Genomic DNA, 13373 nt, shown 5'->3' on the forward strand with positions numbered 1-13373 from the left:
ATGTTGTATACGTTTTGGAGATAACGGCCCCGGCGATGGAAACGCTCGATCTGAACCTGATTCCCTACCTCGTCGCCCTCGACGACACGCGCAACGTGAGCCGCGCAGGCGACCTGCTCGGCGTGAGCCAGCCGCGCGTGAGCACGGCGCTCGGCCGGCTGCGCGACTACTTCGGCGATCCGCTGTTCGTGCGCACGTCGCGCGGGATGGAGCCGACGCCACGCGCGCTCGCGCTGCTGCCGGCCGCCCGCGACGCGCTCGCGCAGATCGAGCGCGGCCTCGTCGCGCCGCACGACTTCGACCCGGCCGCGAGCACGCATACGTTCTCGATCGCGCTGTCGGACGTCGGCGAGATCGTGTTCCTGCCGAAGCTGCTGCAGGCGTTCGCGACGCTTGCGCCGCACGCGAACCTGCGGTCGGTCTCGCTCGCGCACGATGAAGTCGGACGCGGCCTCGAAGCCGGGTCGATCGATCTCGCGGTCGGCTACTTCCCCGATCTCGACGGCAACAACTTCTTCCAGCAGCGGCTGTTCACGCACCGGTTCGTCTGCCTGATGCGGCGCGGCCATCCGTTCGAGCAGACGCCGCCGTTCACGGTCGAGCAGTTCCTCGCGTGCGGGCACGCGGTGGTGCGCGCCGAAGGTCGCAGCCAGGAAGTGCTCGAGAAATACCTCGCGAAGCAGCGCATGCAGCGCCGCGCGGTGCTCGAGACGCCGCACTTCATGAGCCTGCCGTTCATCCTGAGCCGCACCGACCTGATCGCGACGGTGCCGCACGCGATCGGCTATGCGTATGCGGCCGAGCACGCGTTCATCGTGCCGGTCGAGCCGCCGCTCGCGCTGCCGCGCTTCGACCTGAAGCAGCACTGGCATCGCAAGTACCACAACGACCCGCGCACCGCGTGGCTGCGCGGCGTCGTCGCGTCGCTGTTCAACGACGAGCAGGACGAATGGCCGAAGTGAAGAAGCGAGCGCGGCGGCCCGCACACACGACCGGCGAAAGCATGAAACAATGGCCGGATATCGGCTGCCACAGGCGGCCTTCGATGGAGCCACTAGATGGGTAAGGGAAAGAAATCCGCACCGCCCGAGCCGGCCGTTACCCGGCCGAGCCGCGAAGAAGCAGAAGACGCCGTCCGCGTGCTGTTGCGCTGGGCCGGCGACGATCCCGCGCGCGAAGGCTTGCTCGACACGCCCGCACGCGTCGTGCGCGCATACGAGCAGTTCTTCGCCGGCTATGCGCTGGAGCCGCGCGACATCCTCGCGCGCACGTTCAGCGAAGTCGACGGCTACGACGAAATGATCGTGCTGAAGGACATCCGCTTCGAGAGCTATTGCGAGCACCACATGGTGCCGATCATCGGCCGCGCGCACGTCGCGTATCTGCCGAACCATCGCGTCGTCGGCATCTCGAAGCTCGCGCGCCTCGTCGACGCGTTCGCGAAGCGCCTGCAGATCCAGGAAAAGATGACCGTGCAGATCGCCGACACGCTGTTCGACGTGCTGCAGCCGAAGGGCGTCGGCGTGATCCTCGAAGCCGCGCACCAGTGCATCTCGACGCGCGGCGTGCACAAGCCGGGCGTCGAAATGGTCACGTCGCGCATGCTCGGCACGTTCCGCACCGATCCGTCGACGCGTCGCGAATTCCTGTCGATCGTCGCGAATCCTTCCTCGGTCAACCTGACGAATACCTGATGGAGCAGACGAAGCAAACGGCGCACGCGCCCGTCGTGCTCGTGACCGGCGCCGCGCGCCGGGCCGGGCGCGCGTTCGCCGAGTATTTCGCCGCGCACGGCTATCGCACCGCGGTGCACTACGACCGGTCGGCCGATGCCGCGCACGCCGCCGCCCGCGCGATGGCCGAGCGCGGGCACGATTCGGTGGCGCTGCAGGCCGACCTGTCCGATGCCGCGCAGATCACCGCGCTGATCGACCAGGTCTATGCGCGCTTCGGGCGTCTCGACGTGCTGGTCAACAACGCGTCGGTGTTCTGGCAGGACCATTTCCCGAGCTTCGATCTCGCGGCGTTCGACCAGGCGTGGGCCGTCAACTGCCGCGCGCCGATCCTGCTCACACGCGCGTTCTACGAACGGGCCCGCGCGGCCGGCACGCAGGGCGTCGTCGTGAATGTGGTCGATCAGAAGATCAAGGAAAACTTCCACCGCGACCACTTCAGCTATACGGTCGCGAAGGCCGCGCTCGGCAACCTCACGCAGATGCTCGCGCTGTCGTCCGCGCCGGTGCTGCGCGTGAACGCGGTGTTCCCGGGGTTGATGCTGCCGAGCGACGACCAGACGCCCGCCGACTTCGAACACGCGAGCCGGGCATCGACGCCGCTTGCACGCATCGCGGGCCCCGACGACGTCGCGAGCGCGATCCTGCTGCTGACGGGCAATGCGTACAACGGCGTGGATTTCGTCGTCGATGCGGGCCAGAACCTGATCCGCGTCGATCAGGACGTGCTGTACAAGCACCGCTCGCCGGACGGCAAGCACTGAGTGAGGCTTCGATGAACGACGGCGGCTGCGCGCTGCCTTCGTGCGCCGGATCGAGCGCGTTTCGCGCCGCTCACGTCCGGTAGCGCCCGACGGCGGGCCGGCCGCCGAACCATTGCGCGTCATCCGCCGCGTTGCGCGGAACGGCGCCCGCGCATTCGCCCACCGCGTTACGGCTTCTCGGCGCTGCCGCCCTCGCGGACCTTGCCCTGCGCGACGCTCGTGCCGGGCGGCACACTGTGCGTGAGCCACACGTTGCCGCCGATCACCGAGCCGCGCCCGATCGTCACGCGGCCGAGAATCGTCGCGCCCGCATAGATCACCACGTCGTCCTCGACGATCGGGTGCCGTGCATTGCCCTTCACCAGCGCGCCTTCGCCATCGGCCGGGAAACTCTTCGCGCCGAGCGTGACGGCCTGGTACACGCGCACGCGCTCGCCGATGATCGCGGTTTCGCCGATCACGACACCGGTGCCGTGGTCGATGAAGAAGCTCGGGCCGATCTGCGCGCCGGGGTGGATGTCGATGCCGGTGGCCGAGTGCGCGATTTCATTGATGAACCGCGCGAGCAGCGGCACACCGAGTTGGTGCAGCGCGTGCGCGAGCCGATGGTGCATCATCGCGAACACGCCGGGATAGCACAGCAGGATCTCGGTGATGTGCTGCGCGGCCGGATCGCCCGCGTACGCGGCCTGGATGTCGCTGACGAGCAGCGCACGAATGGCCGGCAACTGTCGGCCGAATTCGCGCGCGATCTCGAACGCGCGTTCGTCGAGCTCGGCGAACGGCGTATCGACATGCTCGGGCAGGAACGGCAGCGCGCGGCGAATCTGCTCGGACAGCACGCGCAGCGTGCTTTCGAGCGTGTGGCCGACGTAGAAGTCGACGCTTTCGTCGGTGAGGTCGGGCGCGCCGTAGTGCGTCGGAAACATCGACGCGCGCAGGCCGGTCACAATCTTGCAGATCGCATCGCGCGACGGCAGTTCGCGGATGCCGCGCGGATGGCGCGTGCGATGGAGTTCCTCGCGCGACTCGCGCAAGCCGGCGACGATTTCTTCGAGGCCCCACTGACGGGCGGGTGATGTCGACATATGCCAATGCGGGCAGCCGCGCGCGGTTGCGCGGCCGCTAATAAAGTGACGGGTTCCGCAAGATTACCGCGTTTTTTGTCCGGGAGCGGCACCCCGGGGATCGGCCGGACGGCCGACGCCGCTCGCGCGCGGCGGCGTCACATCGAGATGCTGCTCGCGTCGATCCAGCGCACGGCCCAGTCGCGCGCGTGCGCGATCGCGTCGCCTTCGTCGTTGAACTGGAGCTCGATCGGGAAAAACCGGTTCGCCACGAGCTCCCCGTCGCTCGATCGGGAGATCACGACGTAGGGCTTGAACGAACCGTCACTGGCGCGTGCGGGCGCGCAATTCAACAGATAACCGCGGTGCGTGAAGGCAGTAGTCGCTTGCATGAATCCGCCACCTCTAGTCCCTTGCTTTGTTGTTCGCTACCCGTCTTTAAGGGTGCTGCGGCGCCCCGGCGCGGGCAGAGGCGGCGAGACTTCATCCCCTGTCGCCGCTTCGCAGGAAAAGAATCATACTCTGTAGAAAACGCGTCTTCTAGCTGAAATAAATCATGACAAATCAGTGCGCGTCGCGCGACCGCGGCGATCGCCCGCGCGCCTTTTCCCGTCGTGCCCGGAACGGGATTTGCTTCGATCCGGAGCGTGTCGCCGCCAGGAGAGCCGCGATGGAATCCTCCGCTCAAACAGGTCGTGCGCGTCCGCGCAGCATCGAACTCGACAACGACGACACGCACGACAGCACGGTCGACACCGACGGCAAGAATCGCGAAGCGTCGCGCCTCGCCGGCGTCGGGCTCATCTCGCCCGACCAGGTCACGCGCAGCAACGCGTCGCTCGTCAATGCGATGCCGGAAGCCGGCGACGGCTTCGCCGGATTCGACAGCCGCCCCGACGGCAACCATCCGGCGTTCGCGTTGCGCGCCGGCTACATGGTGATCGAAAAAGGCTTCGACACGCCGACTGCGGGTGATGCGCCGTTCGGTCCCGTTCATCGGATGTACGGCAGCGCGTACTGGCCCGGGCACGGCCGCCGGCCGGAGCGCGTCATCGAGTTGACGGCCGTACCGAGATAGCCCGCGCGGCGTTTGAATCGGTCGTTCGTTTGGGAATCGCCATCGGTCGATGGTGGTGAATCGGCGCGGGCGATTGCGCTGCACGCCGATACTCGCTCGCGCGGTGCCGAAGCGAACGATTCGGCGCGTCCGCATCTTCGGCCATGCATGCCGTGCATCGCGTCGACGCACATGCGTTGACCGAAGTCATGGCGCCACGGCGCGATTGCGATTGAATGGCGATGGGTGCGGCGCGTCGACCTGGTCGCCGTGCCGGGTCGCGTCGATGCGCACGCATGCGCTTTCGTCGACGATGCGGCCGATCCATACGACACGCATCGCGCGGTGCGGCATGCGTCGCGTGCATGGCCATGCACGACAGCGACAGGAGCCGCGCGGTCGTGCGACATGACGGGCACCTCGCTGCACGATCGTGCCCGTTGGTTTACTCTGCCTCGCAGCATTGCGCATTGCCCGGCCCCATCGGCCATTCGACCGACTTCGTTTCAACCCGCCACTCGGAGACACTATGTACAAGCGTATTCTGGTTGCCGTCGACGGCAGCGACACGTCCCGCCATGCGTTCGATGCCGCGCTGGCGCTCGCGAAAGCGCACGGCGCGGAGCTGCAGCCGTTCTACGTCGTCGAGAACGCCGCGATCTACTACAACGTGCCCGGCTACGATCCGTCCGTGCTGCGCGATCAGCTCGTCGCACAGGGCAACACGCTCGCGCAGGATTTCGCGAGCCGGATGCAGGCCGCCGGCGTGAAAGGCGAAACGCGGCTGAACGAAGCGACGTCGCTCAACGACGTATCGTCGCTGATCCTCGACGGTGCGAAAGCGTTCGGCGCCGATCTGCTGGTGCTCGGCACGCACGGCCGCCGCGGCTTCCGCCGCCTCGTGCTCGGCAGCATCGCCGAACAATGCGTGCGCCACGCGACGCTGCCGGTGCTGCTGATCCCGGCGGCCGCCAGCGCCGACGAGCCGGCTGCCTGAGCGGCGTTCGGCACGCGCGGCCGGTCGCGACGTTTTGTCACCCGACGGCGGCAACTTGCGGTGGGACAATGATTTCGTCGATTCAACGCCGGAGTAAACGATCATGCTGACGCCCGTCGCCACCCGCCCCGCCGCCACGCCCCATGCCGGTAGCTGGGCTCCCCGCCAGGCCGCACACTGCTCGTCGTGCGCGATGCGGCACCTGTGCATGCCGCAAGGCCTGGCGCCCGAAGCGCTCAGCCGCCTCGAATCGGTCATCTGCGCGGCCCGCCCGGTCAAGCGCGGCGAAGCGCTGTTCCGCGAAGGCGACGCATTCGACAACCTGTACGCGGTGCGCTCGGGTTCGCTGAAAACCGTCGCGACGCGCCATGACGGCCGCGAACAGGTCACGGGCCTGCACCTCGCCGGCGAAGCGCTCGGCCTCGACGGCATCTGCGACGACACGCACCCGCGCACCGCGGTCGCGCTGGAAGACAGTTCGGTCTGCGTGATTCCGTACAGCGCGCTCAAGACGCTGTGCTCGGAAGCCGGCTCGATGCAGTTGCGCATGCACAAGCTGATGAGCGAACAGATCGTGCGCGAAACGTCGCAAACGATGCTGCTCGGTTCGCTGAATGCCGAGGAGCGCGTCGCCGCTTTCCTGCTCGACGTCTCGTCGCGCTACCTGAAGCGCGGCTACTCGCCGTCGGAATTCAACCTGCGGATGACGCGCGAGGATATCGGCAGCTATCTCGGCATGACGCTCGAAACGGTCAGCCGCACGCTGTCGAAATTCCAGAAGCGCGGCCTGATCGAAATGCAGGGCCGCCACGTGCAGATCGTCGACTTCGACGGCCTGCAGCACGTCTGACATCGCACGGCGCGCACCTCGCGCGCGCCGCCTGCATCACCTCGCCGGTCAATCGAGAAACAGCGCGGCACGCGTCTTCAGCGCCGCGCTGAAATCGTCGAGCCAGCCGATCGACAGACGCCAGCTCTGCCAGTACAGATCGATGTCGATGGTGCGCCCGCGCGACATGTCGATCAACTCACCCGCCGCCAGTTGGCGGTCGACCATCCGGTCCGGGCACATCCCCCATCCCAATCCCGTTTCGCATGCGCGCAGATAGCCCGCGACGTGCGGTATCCAGTGCTGCGGCGGATCGAGATCCGCGCGCGTCACGCGCCGGATGAAACGCGCCTGCAACCCATCCTTCGGATTGAACATCACGCACGGCGCGCGGCGCAGCGCATCGCGCGTGATCCCCGCATCGAAATAGCGGGCGTAGAACGCCGGCGAGCACACCGCGCGATAACGGATTCGCCCGAGCCGCTCCGACCGGCATCCCTGGATCGGCTCGGCCTGCGCGGTCACCGCGCCCTGCACGCTGCCGTCGCGGATGCGCGACGCGGTGTAATCCTGATCGTCGATCACGAGATCGAGCAGCGTCTCGCGCGCCGTGCAGAACGGCCCGACTGCGTCGATGAACCACGTCGCGACGCTGTCGTCGTTGACGGCCACGCGCAACGTCGGCCACGCGCTCGCGATCTGGCCCGGCAAGGCGGGCATCCGGCCGCCCAGTTCGGCTTCCAGCAACTGCACGCGCTCGGTATGCCGGCACAGCAGCGCGCCCGACGTGGTCGCGACACACGGCTGCCCGCGCTTGACGAGCACGCTGCCGACCCGCTCCTCCAGCAGCTTCACGCGCTGCGACACGGCCGACGGCGTGACGTTCAGCTCCTTGGCCGCCCGCTCGAACGAGCCGTGCCGGATCACGGCCGCGAGGGCATCGAGCAACGCGTAGTCGAGCATTAGATTTCCTTAATCCGCATTAGGTGATTTAGCTTCTCTTATTTCCGTGCCGACCGCAGACTAGCGCTACCCGATTGATTCGTCTACTGCTTCCACGGCTGTCCCCATCATGAACTGGCTTGCTTTTTCCCACGGCGCCGCACTGTGCGCGTCGCTCATCGTCACCATCGGCGCGCAGAACGCGTTCGTGCTGCGCCAGGGCATCATGCGCTCGCACGTCGGCAAGATCGTGCTGCTGTGCGCGGTGTCCGACATGATCCTGATCGGCGCGGGCGTCGGCGGCGCATCGGTGCTCGTCGAGCGCTATCCGACCTTCGTCCACGCGGTGCTGTACGTCGGCCTCGCGTATCTCGCATGGTTCGGCATCAACGCGCTGCGCCGCGCGTTCAAGCCGGGCCACGACACGCTCGACGTGCGCGGCGACGCGGTCGCGCCGCCGCCGCAGGGCACGCTCGCGATCGTGCTGATGACGCTCGCGTTCACGTGGCTCAACCCGCACGTGTATCTCGACACGTTCCTGCTGATCGGCACGGCCGGCGCGCGCGAGCCGGAAGGCGCGCGGCTCGCGTTCGCGATCGGCGCGATGACGGTCAGCGTCGTGTGGTTCCTCGGGCTCGGCTACGGCGCGCGATTGCTGGCGCCGTGGTTCCGCAAGGCGGTCGCGTGGCGCGTGCTGGATGGCGCGATCGGCAGCATGGTGCTGTTTCTCGCGGCGGTGCAGTTGCGCTGACCGAACCGTCTGCACACGGGCGGCGGCCTGCCGCCCGGCTTTCCCTCCGCGTCGGCGCCCCGCCAGCGCAACCTGCCTGAATCCCGTCGTACACTCCGCCACAAAAAATTCGCTCCCGATCGAACGCAGCCGCACGGAGCACTCACGCAGCGGACACGGTATCCGCCATCTGCCGCAAGCCGTCCATCATCGCGGCGGCACGCCGCCTGCACGAATCGAAACGATCGGCGAGAATGTCCGGTGTCCCGCGACCACGGCGGAACCGCACCGCGCACCCGGCCGTCCCGCCGCGATCGCCTCGACCCATCCCGCAGTTCAATCCCGTTACCTGCAGTTATCGGAGAGGAACATGGCACATCGCACCCTCGGTACATCGAACATCCAGGTTTCGCCGCTCGCGTTCGGCGGCAACGTCTTCGGCTGGACCGTCGACGAAAACGCATCGTTCGCGTTGCTCGACGCGCTCGCCGACACCGGCATCAACTTCATCGACACGGCCGACGTCTATTCGGCCTGGGTTCCCGGCAATCACGGCGGCGAATCGGAAACGATCATCGGCAAGTGGCTGAAGCGCTCCGGCAAGCGCGAGCAGGTCGTGATCGCGACCAAGGTCGGCCTGCTCGGCACGCGCGCGGGGCTGTCGAAAGACAACATCCTGAAGGCCGTCGACGATTCGCTGCGCCGCCTGCAGACCGACTACATCGACCTGTATTTCTCGCACCGCGACCTCGCCGACACGGCCCCGCTCGAAGAAACGCTCGCCGCCTATCAAACGCTGATCGATGCGGGCAAGGTACGCATCATCGGCGCATCGAACTACAGCGGCGCACGCCTGCGCGAAGCCGCCGCCATCAGCGCGCGCGACGGGCTGCCGGCCTACCAGGTCATCCAGCCCGAATACAACCTGCTCAACCGCGCCGACTACGAACGCGATCTCGAGCCGGTCGTGCGCGACCTGAAGCTCGGCGTCGTCAACTACTACGCGCTCGCGAGCGGGTTCCTGTCGGGCAAGTACCGCAGCGAGGCCGACCTGAAGAAGAGCGTGCGCGGCGATCGCGTCGCCGGCTATCTGAACGAACGCGGGCTGCGCATCCTCGCGGCGCTCGACGCCGTGTCGGCGAAGCACGGCACGCAGCCGGCCGCGATCGCGCTCGCCTGGCAGATCGCGCGGCCGACGATCACCGCGCCGATCGCGAGCGCGACGTCGCTTGCGCAACTCGCGCTGCTCGGCGAAGCGATCCGCGTCACGCTCGATCAGGACGACATCCGCCAGATCGACGAAGCCAGCGCGCCCTGACGCCGCCGGCGGCGGGCCGATGGAATCGCACGGGCAGGCGGTTCCGCGGCCTGCCTGCGATTCGCGCAGGGCGGATGGATACAATGGCGAGCATCCGATGGCCGCGGGGCTCGACCGGGCTTCTTCGCGCCGAATCAAAACCACCCATAAAAAATCGCCGATGAACCCCTTTGCCCGCCATTCACGTTATGCCCGTCATGCCGGTCATGCCCGCCCGCTCGCCGCAACGATCGCCGCGCTGCTCGCCTGCGCACCGGCCGTGTCCTTCGCGGGCTGGTACGAAATCGCGAACTACACCGGCACGATCGGCAACGCGCCGGTGCACGTATCGCTGCAGACCTACGACGCGATCAACCGCAACGACGCGGGCCGCTGGCGCGTCGACGGCAGCTACTACTACGACGCGCATCGCAAGCCGATTCCGTTGCGGGGCCACCGCGAGCCCGACGGCCGCCTGACGCTGTGCGAAGCGTCGTCGCCCGCGTCGAACGCCGACTCGCCGGTCGTGCCGGCCGCGTCGCCGTCACGGCCGAAGCCTTGCCCGATCGCGCTGAACGTCACCGGAAAAACGGCGACCGGCACGTGGGACGACGGCCACAAGACGCTGCCGATCACGCTGAACGAAGTCGGCCGGCTGAACGACACCGATACGCAGCACCTGCAACTCGACGGCAGCGTCGATATCCCGATGTGGTATCGCACGAAGACCCACATGCTGGTCGGCGTCTATGCGCTGTCCGACAAGTGCGGCGTCGCGATGCAGTCGCTGCGGGCCGTGAACATCGCGACGGGGCGCGTCGATCGCACGATCGCGCTCGACTGCGACGCGGGCATGGTGATGACGTCGATCTACGCGAACGTCAGCGGCGACGCGCAGCGGGCGGGCCACGTGAGCGTCGAGTTCCGCGGCGGCAAGATGGGTTACGCAGAGGACGTCTCGCTCGGGCTGCCGTCGTCTTCATCGAAGTCGAAGTAAGCCGGCAACGCTTACCCCAAAGCTGCACACGTGTCTTGACTCGCCCGGCCGCTTTCGTTGACCGGGAAGGACATCGACTGCGCAATCGCCCGCCGCGCCCCGCCGCCAGCGCGTCACGCGTGCGCCCCGGGTCTTTCACGGATTGACCGCGGCGTTCGGCGTGCCCGAGACTGCCCCGCTCGGCCGTCATCGGGAGAACGTCATGCCGGACACCAGCACGGAGATCGCCACGATCTCGACGCGCGCCGTACGCGGCGCCGAGCGCGTCGACTTCTGGATCGACCATGTCGCGCGCTCGCTCGTGCGGATCGAATGCAGCGGAAAATCGTCCGAAGGGATCGATGCGTCGCTGCGCAAACGCGATCTCGGGCTGTTCCGCGCATGCGACATCGTCGCGAACCGGCACGCGGTCGTGCGCACGCCGCACAACATCCACGCGGACCAGCGCGACGCCGTGTTCATCTGCCTGATGCGCGAGGGCCACGGCTATACGTTCCAGGACGTCGACTGCATGCAGCACGGGCCCGGCGACCTCGTGCTGTACGACACGTCGATGCCGTACGGTCACGGCTTTCCCGCCGACATGGCGATGACCGTGCTCGACGTGCCGCGCGACGTGTTCGAAGCGCGCGTCGGCCCGTGGCGCTACCGCAGCCTCGTCAAGATCGACCGCGACGACGGCGTCGCGTCGTGGGCCGTGCGGCAGGTGGTTGCGCTGCTCGCCGCGCCGCCGGAGCCGACGCCCGACGCGCACGAACGGCGCGCCGCCGCGATCCTCGATCTCGTGCGGTCGATGCTGCGGCTGCACGACGGCGACATGTCGCCGACGAAGTCGACGGTCCACACGCTGTCGCGCGCGAAGGCGTTCATCGACAGCCATCTTGCGGACGACGATCTCGACAGCCGCTCGGTCAGCCGCGCGATCAACCTGTCGCCGCGCCAGCTCGCGCGCGTCTTCGAGATCGAAGGGATGCCGCTCACGCGCTACATCCTCGCGCGGCGGCTCGAACGCTGCCGCGCCGACCTGCGCGACCGCTCGCTGAAGCACCTGACGGTCAGCGAGATCGCGTTCCGCTGGGGCTTCAACAACAGCGCGCACTTCAGTCGCAGCTATCGCGCGCGGTTCGGCGAGACGCCGAGCGACACGCGTGTGCCGATCGACGCGCGCTAGGCCGCTACTTGCCGTTGCCGCCGCTACTCGCCGCGATGTCCCGCCGAGACAAGCACGACGTCCGCCCCGGTCAAATGGGGCTGCAACCCGCTCGCTAAGCTGGCTTTCTGCGCGGCGGCATTCGCTCCGCCGCCCGACAGCAAGGAGAAGAAGCGGGATGGAGACGTACGACCACATCGTCGTCGGCGGCGGTTCGGCCGGCTGCGCGGTTGCGCACCGGCTGGTGAAGGCCGGCCGGCGCGTGCTGCTGCTCGAGGACGGCCCGAAGGACGACAGCCTGTTCATCCGGATTCCGGCGACGTTCATCCGCGTGCTCGGCACGCGGCGCACGGTGACGTTCGAAAGCGATCCGCAGCCGGGCGCGGCGGGACGCAAGACCTACGTGCCGCAGGGCCGCACGCTCGGCGGGGGCAGCTCGGTCAACGCGATGCTGTACGTGCGCGGCACGCGCGACGACTACGACGACTGGGCCGCGCTCGGCTGCACCGGCTGGGGCTGGGACGACGTGCTGCCCGTGTTCAAGCGCGCCGAATCGCACCTGCGGCTGTCCGAGCCGTTCCACGGCACCGACGGGCCGTTGAAGGTCGGCGACACGCGCTTCCGGCATCCGCTGAGCCTCGCGTTCGTGAAGGCCGCGCAGGAAGCCGGCATCGCGTACAACGACGATTTCAACGGCGCCGCGCAGCATGGTGTCGGCTTCTATCACACGACGATCTTCGACGGGCAGCGCGGCAGCACCGCGGCCACCTATCTGGCCGACGCGATCGCCGATCCGAACCTGCGCGTACTGACCGGCTGCCGCGTGACGCGCATCCGGTTCGACGGCCGCCGCGCGACCGGCGTCGAATGGCGCACCGCGAGCGGCGCGACGGGATCGGCCGCCGCACGCGCCGACGTCGTGCTCGCGGCCGGCGCGCTAAGCACGCCGAAGCTGCTGATGCTGTCGGGCATCGGACCCGGCGCGCACCTGCACGAACATGGCATCGACGTGCTGCACGACAGCCCGGAAGTCGGCGCGAACTATCAGGACCATCTCGAAGTGTCGATCTACGGCCGCAGCGATGCGCCCGTCAGCCTGCTCGGCGAGGATCGCGGGTGGAAGGCGCTGCGGCACGGGCTGCAATGGATGCTGTGCCGCTCGGGCCTGCTGACGTCGAACGTCGTCGAATCGGGCGCGTTCGTCGATACGACGGGCAGCGGCCGCCCGGACATCCAGTTCCACGTGCTGCCGACGCTCGTCGGCGACGTCGATCGCGAACCGCTGCCCGGCCACGGGCTGTCGATCAACCCGTGCCTGCTCCGGCCGCGCTCGCGCGGCTCTGTGCAACTGCGCGGCAACGATCCGGCCGCGCCGATCCGGTTCGACAGCGGCGCGCTGTCCGATCCGGCCGACGTCGACGGCCTCGTGCGCGGCGTCGCGCTCGCGCGGCGGATCCTGCGTGCGCCGTCGCTCGCGCGCATCGTTCGCGAAGCCGAGACGCTGACCGACGCCGCGCTCGCCGACTACGTGCGGCGTCGCGCGAAAACCGTCTATCACCCGGCCGGTACGTGCCGCATGGGCAACGACGCGCACGCGGTCGTCACGCCGCGTCTCGCGGTACAGGGCATCGACGGATTGCGAATCTGCGATGCATCGGTGATGCCGCGCATCGTGTCGGGCAACACGAACGCGCCGACGATCATGATCGCGGAGCGCTGCGCCGAGTTCATGCTGGCGGAGTGACGCGATGCGCATGCGGTGCGCCGCGCCGAAAACGAAAGCGGCGCGTGATGCACGCGCCGCCGCCGC

The 13373-nt window shown here is 68.1% G+C and carries 14 protein-coding genes; 11 read left to right on the top strand and 3 right to left on the bottom strand.

Going from position 1 to position 13373, the window contains the following annotated elements; translation table 11 throughout:
- Nucleotides 1-35: 35 nt before the first annotated feature.
- The 3 genes from HWX14_RS20900 to HWX14_RS20910 all read left to right on the top strand — a co-directional run bounded on the left by HWX14_RS20900 (nt 36) and on the right by HWX14_RS20910 (nt 2497).
- The gene (locus HWX14_RS20900; RefSeq protein WP_175884290.1) at nt 36-962 is read left to right on the top strand and encodes a LysR family transcriptional regulator; all 927 of its coding nucleotides are present in this window, start codon (nt 36-38) and stop codon (nt 960-962) included.
- A 96-nt stretch (nt 963-1058) separates the two neighbouring features.
- Entirely contained in the window at nt 1059-1694 is a 636-nt protein-coding gene (gene folE, locus HWX14_RS20905; protein ID WP_175884291.1) for a GTP cyclohydrolase I FolE, read from the top strand.
- Nucleotides 1694-2497: an SDR family oxidoreductase gene (locus HWX14_RS20910; RefSeq protein ID WP_175884292.1), complete on the top strand. Its 804-nt coding sequence runs from the start codon at nt 1694-1696 to the stop codon at nt 2495-2497. Before folE ends, HWX14_RS20910 begins: the two co-directional genes overlap by 1 nt.
- 167 nt (nt 2498-2664) lie before the next feature.
- On the opposite strand, the gene epsC is transcribed toward HWX14_RS20910, so the two are convergent.
- Nucleotides 2665-3585 (bottom strand): serine O-acetyltransferase EpsC, encoded by a 921-nt coding sequence (epsC, locus tag HWX14_RS20915; RefSeq protein WP_011548715.1) that lies wholly within the window; start codon nt 3583-3585, stop codon nt 2665-2667.
- A gap of 137 nt (nt 3586-3722) precedes the next feature.
- Nucleotides 3723-3956 carry a hypothetical protein gene (locus HWX14_RS20920; RefSeq protein WP_006480138.1) on the bottom strand — a complete coding sequence of 78 codons (234 nt, stop codon included), beginning with the start codon at nt 3954-3956 and terminating at the stop codon, nt 3723-3725.
- Nucleotides 3957-4234: 278 nt separating this feature from the next.
- Here HWX14_RS20920 and HWX14_RS20925 point away from each other — a divergent pair, with 278 nt between their 5' ends.
- The 3 genes from HWX14_RS20925 to fnr all read left to right on the top strand — a co-directional run bounded on the left by HWX14_RS20925 (nt 4235) and on the right by fnr (nt 6468).
- Nucleotides 4235-4642, top strand: coding sequence for a DUF3005 domain-containing protein (locus HWX14_RS20925; protein WP_175884293.1), 408 nt, complete (start codon nt 4235-4237; stop codon nt 4640-4642).
- A gap of 508 nt (nt 4643-5150) precedes the next feature.
- Entirely contained in the window at nt 5151-5618 is a 468-nt protein-coding gene (locus tag HWX14_RS20930) for a universal stress protein (protein WP_175884294.1), read from the top strand.
- 103 nt (nt 5619-5721) lie between these two features.
- Entirely contained in the window at nt 5722-6468 is a 747-nt protein-coding gene (fnr, locus tag HWX14_RS20935; RefSeq protein ID WP_124456753.1) for a fumarate/nitrate reduction transcriptional regulator Fnr, read from the top strand.
- Nucleotides 6469-6516: 48 nt separating this feature from the next.
- Here the strand turns inward: fnr and HWX14_RS20940 are convergent, their stop codons facing one another.
- Nucleotides 6517-7410 carry a LysR family transcriptional regulator ArgP gene (locus HWX14_RS20940; RefSeq protein ID WP_175884295.1) on the bottom strand — a complete coding sequence of 298 codons (894 nt, stop codon included), beginning with the start codon at nt 7408-7410 and terminating at the stop codon, nt 6517-6519.
- Between the two features lie 109 nt (nt 7411-7519).
- On the opposite strand from HWX14_RS20940, the gene HWX14_RS20945 reads away from it, so the two are divergent.
- The 5 genes from HWX14_RS20945 (at nt 7520) to HWX14_RS20965 (ending at nt 13307) form a co-directional block, all read left to right on the top strand.
- Nucleotides 7520-8140 carry a LysE/ArgO family amino acid transporter gene (locus HWX14_RS20945; RefSeq protein ID WP_175884296.1) on the top strand — a complete coding sequence of 207 codons (621 nt, stop codon included), beginning with the start codon at nt 7520-7522 and terminating at the stop codon, nt 8138-8140.
- A gap of 349 nt (nt 8141-8489) precedes the next feature.
- Nucleotides 8490-9437, top strand: coding sequence for an aldo/keto reductase (locus HWX14_RS20950; protein WP_175884297.1), 948 nt, complete (start codon nt 8490-8492; stop codon nt 9435-9437).
- A 160-nt stretch (nt 9438-9597) separates the two neighbouring features.
- Complete coding sequence (locus HWX14_RS20955; RefSeq protein WP_244130292.1) at nt 9598-10413, top strand: hypothetical protein; 816 nt, start codon at nt 9598-9600, stop codon at nt 10411-10413.
- Nucleotides 10414-10615: 202 nt separating this feature from the next.
- Entirely contained in the window at nt 10616-11584 is a 969-nt protein-coding gene (locus HWX14_RS20960) for a helix-turn-helix domain-containing protein (RefSeq protein WP_175884299.1), read from the top strand.
- A 157-nt stretch (nt 11585-11741) separates the two neighbouring features.
- Nucleotides 11742-13307: a GMC family oxidoreductase N-terminal domain-containing protein gene (locus tag HWX14_RS20965; protein ID WP_175884300.1), complete on the top strand. Its 1566-nt coding sequence runs from the start codon at nt 11742-11744 to the stop codon at nt 13305-13307.
- Nucleotides 13308-13373: the final 66 nt, after the last annotated feature.

Source organism: Burkholderia sp. BCC0044 (genome assembly GCF_902832955.1).
In the GTDB taxonomy this organism is placed as follows: domain Bacteria; phylum Pseudomonadota; class Gammaproteobacteria; order Burkholderiales; family Burkholderiaceae; genus Burkholderia.

What these genes read in the sequence shown, in the direction of transcription:
- fnr (WP_124456753.1), top strand. Translation starts at nt 5,722, where the DNA reads ATGCTGACGCCCGTCGCCACCCGCCCCGCCGCCACGCCCCATGCCGGT.
- epsC (WP_011548715.1), bottom strand. Translation starts at nt 3,585, where the DNA reads ATGTCGACATCACCCGCCCGTCAGTGGGGCCTCGAAGAAATCGTCGCC.
- HWX14_RS20910 (WP_175884292.1), top strand. Translation starts at nt 1,694, where the DNA reads ATGGAGCAGACGAAGCAAACGGCGCACGCGCCCGTCGTGCTCGTGACC.
- HWX14_RS20920 (WP_006480138.1), bottom strand. Translation starts at nt 3,956, where the DNA reads ATGCAAGCGACTACTGCCTTCACGCACCGCGGTTATCTGTTGAATTGC.
- HWX14_RS20940 (WP_175884295.1), bottom strand. Translation starts at nt 7,410, where the DNA reads ATGCTCGACTACGCGTTGCTCGATGCCCTCGCGGCCGTGATCCGGCAC.
- HWX14_RS20930 (WP_175884294.1), top strand. Translation starts at nt 5,151, where the DNA reads ATGTACAAGCGTATTCTGGTTGCCGTCGACGGCAGCGACACGTCCCGC.
- HWX14_RS20955 (WP_244130292.1), top strand. Translation starts at nt 9,598, where the DNA reads ATGAACCCCTTTGCCCGCCATTCACGTTATGCCCGTCATGCCGGTCAT.
- HWX14_RS20950 (WP_175884297.1), top strand. Translation starts at nt 8,490, where the DNA reads ATGGCACATCGCACCCTCGGTACATCGAACATCCAGGTTTCGCCGCTC.
- HWX14_RS20925 (WP_175884293.1), top strand. Translation starts at nt 4,235, where the DNA reads ATGGAATCCTCCGCTCAAACAGGTCGTGCGCGTCCGCGCAGCATCGAA.
- HWX14_RS20900 (WP_175884290.1), top strand. Translation starts at nt 36, where the DNA reads ATGGAAACGCTCGATCTGAACCTGATTCCCTACCTCGTCGCCCTCGAC.
- HWX14_RS20960 (WP_175884299.1), top strand. Translation starts at nt 10,616, where the DNA reads ATGCCGGACACCAGCACGGAGATCGCCACGATCTCGACGCGCGCCGTA.
- HWX14_RS20945 (WP_175884296.1), top strand. Translation starts at nt 7,520, where the DNA reads ATGAACTGGCTTGCTTTTTCCCACGGCGCCGCACTGTGCGCGTCGCTC.
- HWX14_RS20965 (WP_175884300.1), top strand. Translation starts at nt 11,742, where the DNA reads ATGGAGACGTACGACCACATCGTCGTCGGCGGCGGTTCGGCCGGCTGC.
- folE (WP_175884291.1), top strand. Translation starts at nt 1,059, where the DNA reads ATGGGTAAGGGAAAGAAATCCGCACCGCCCGAGCCGGCCGTTACCCGG.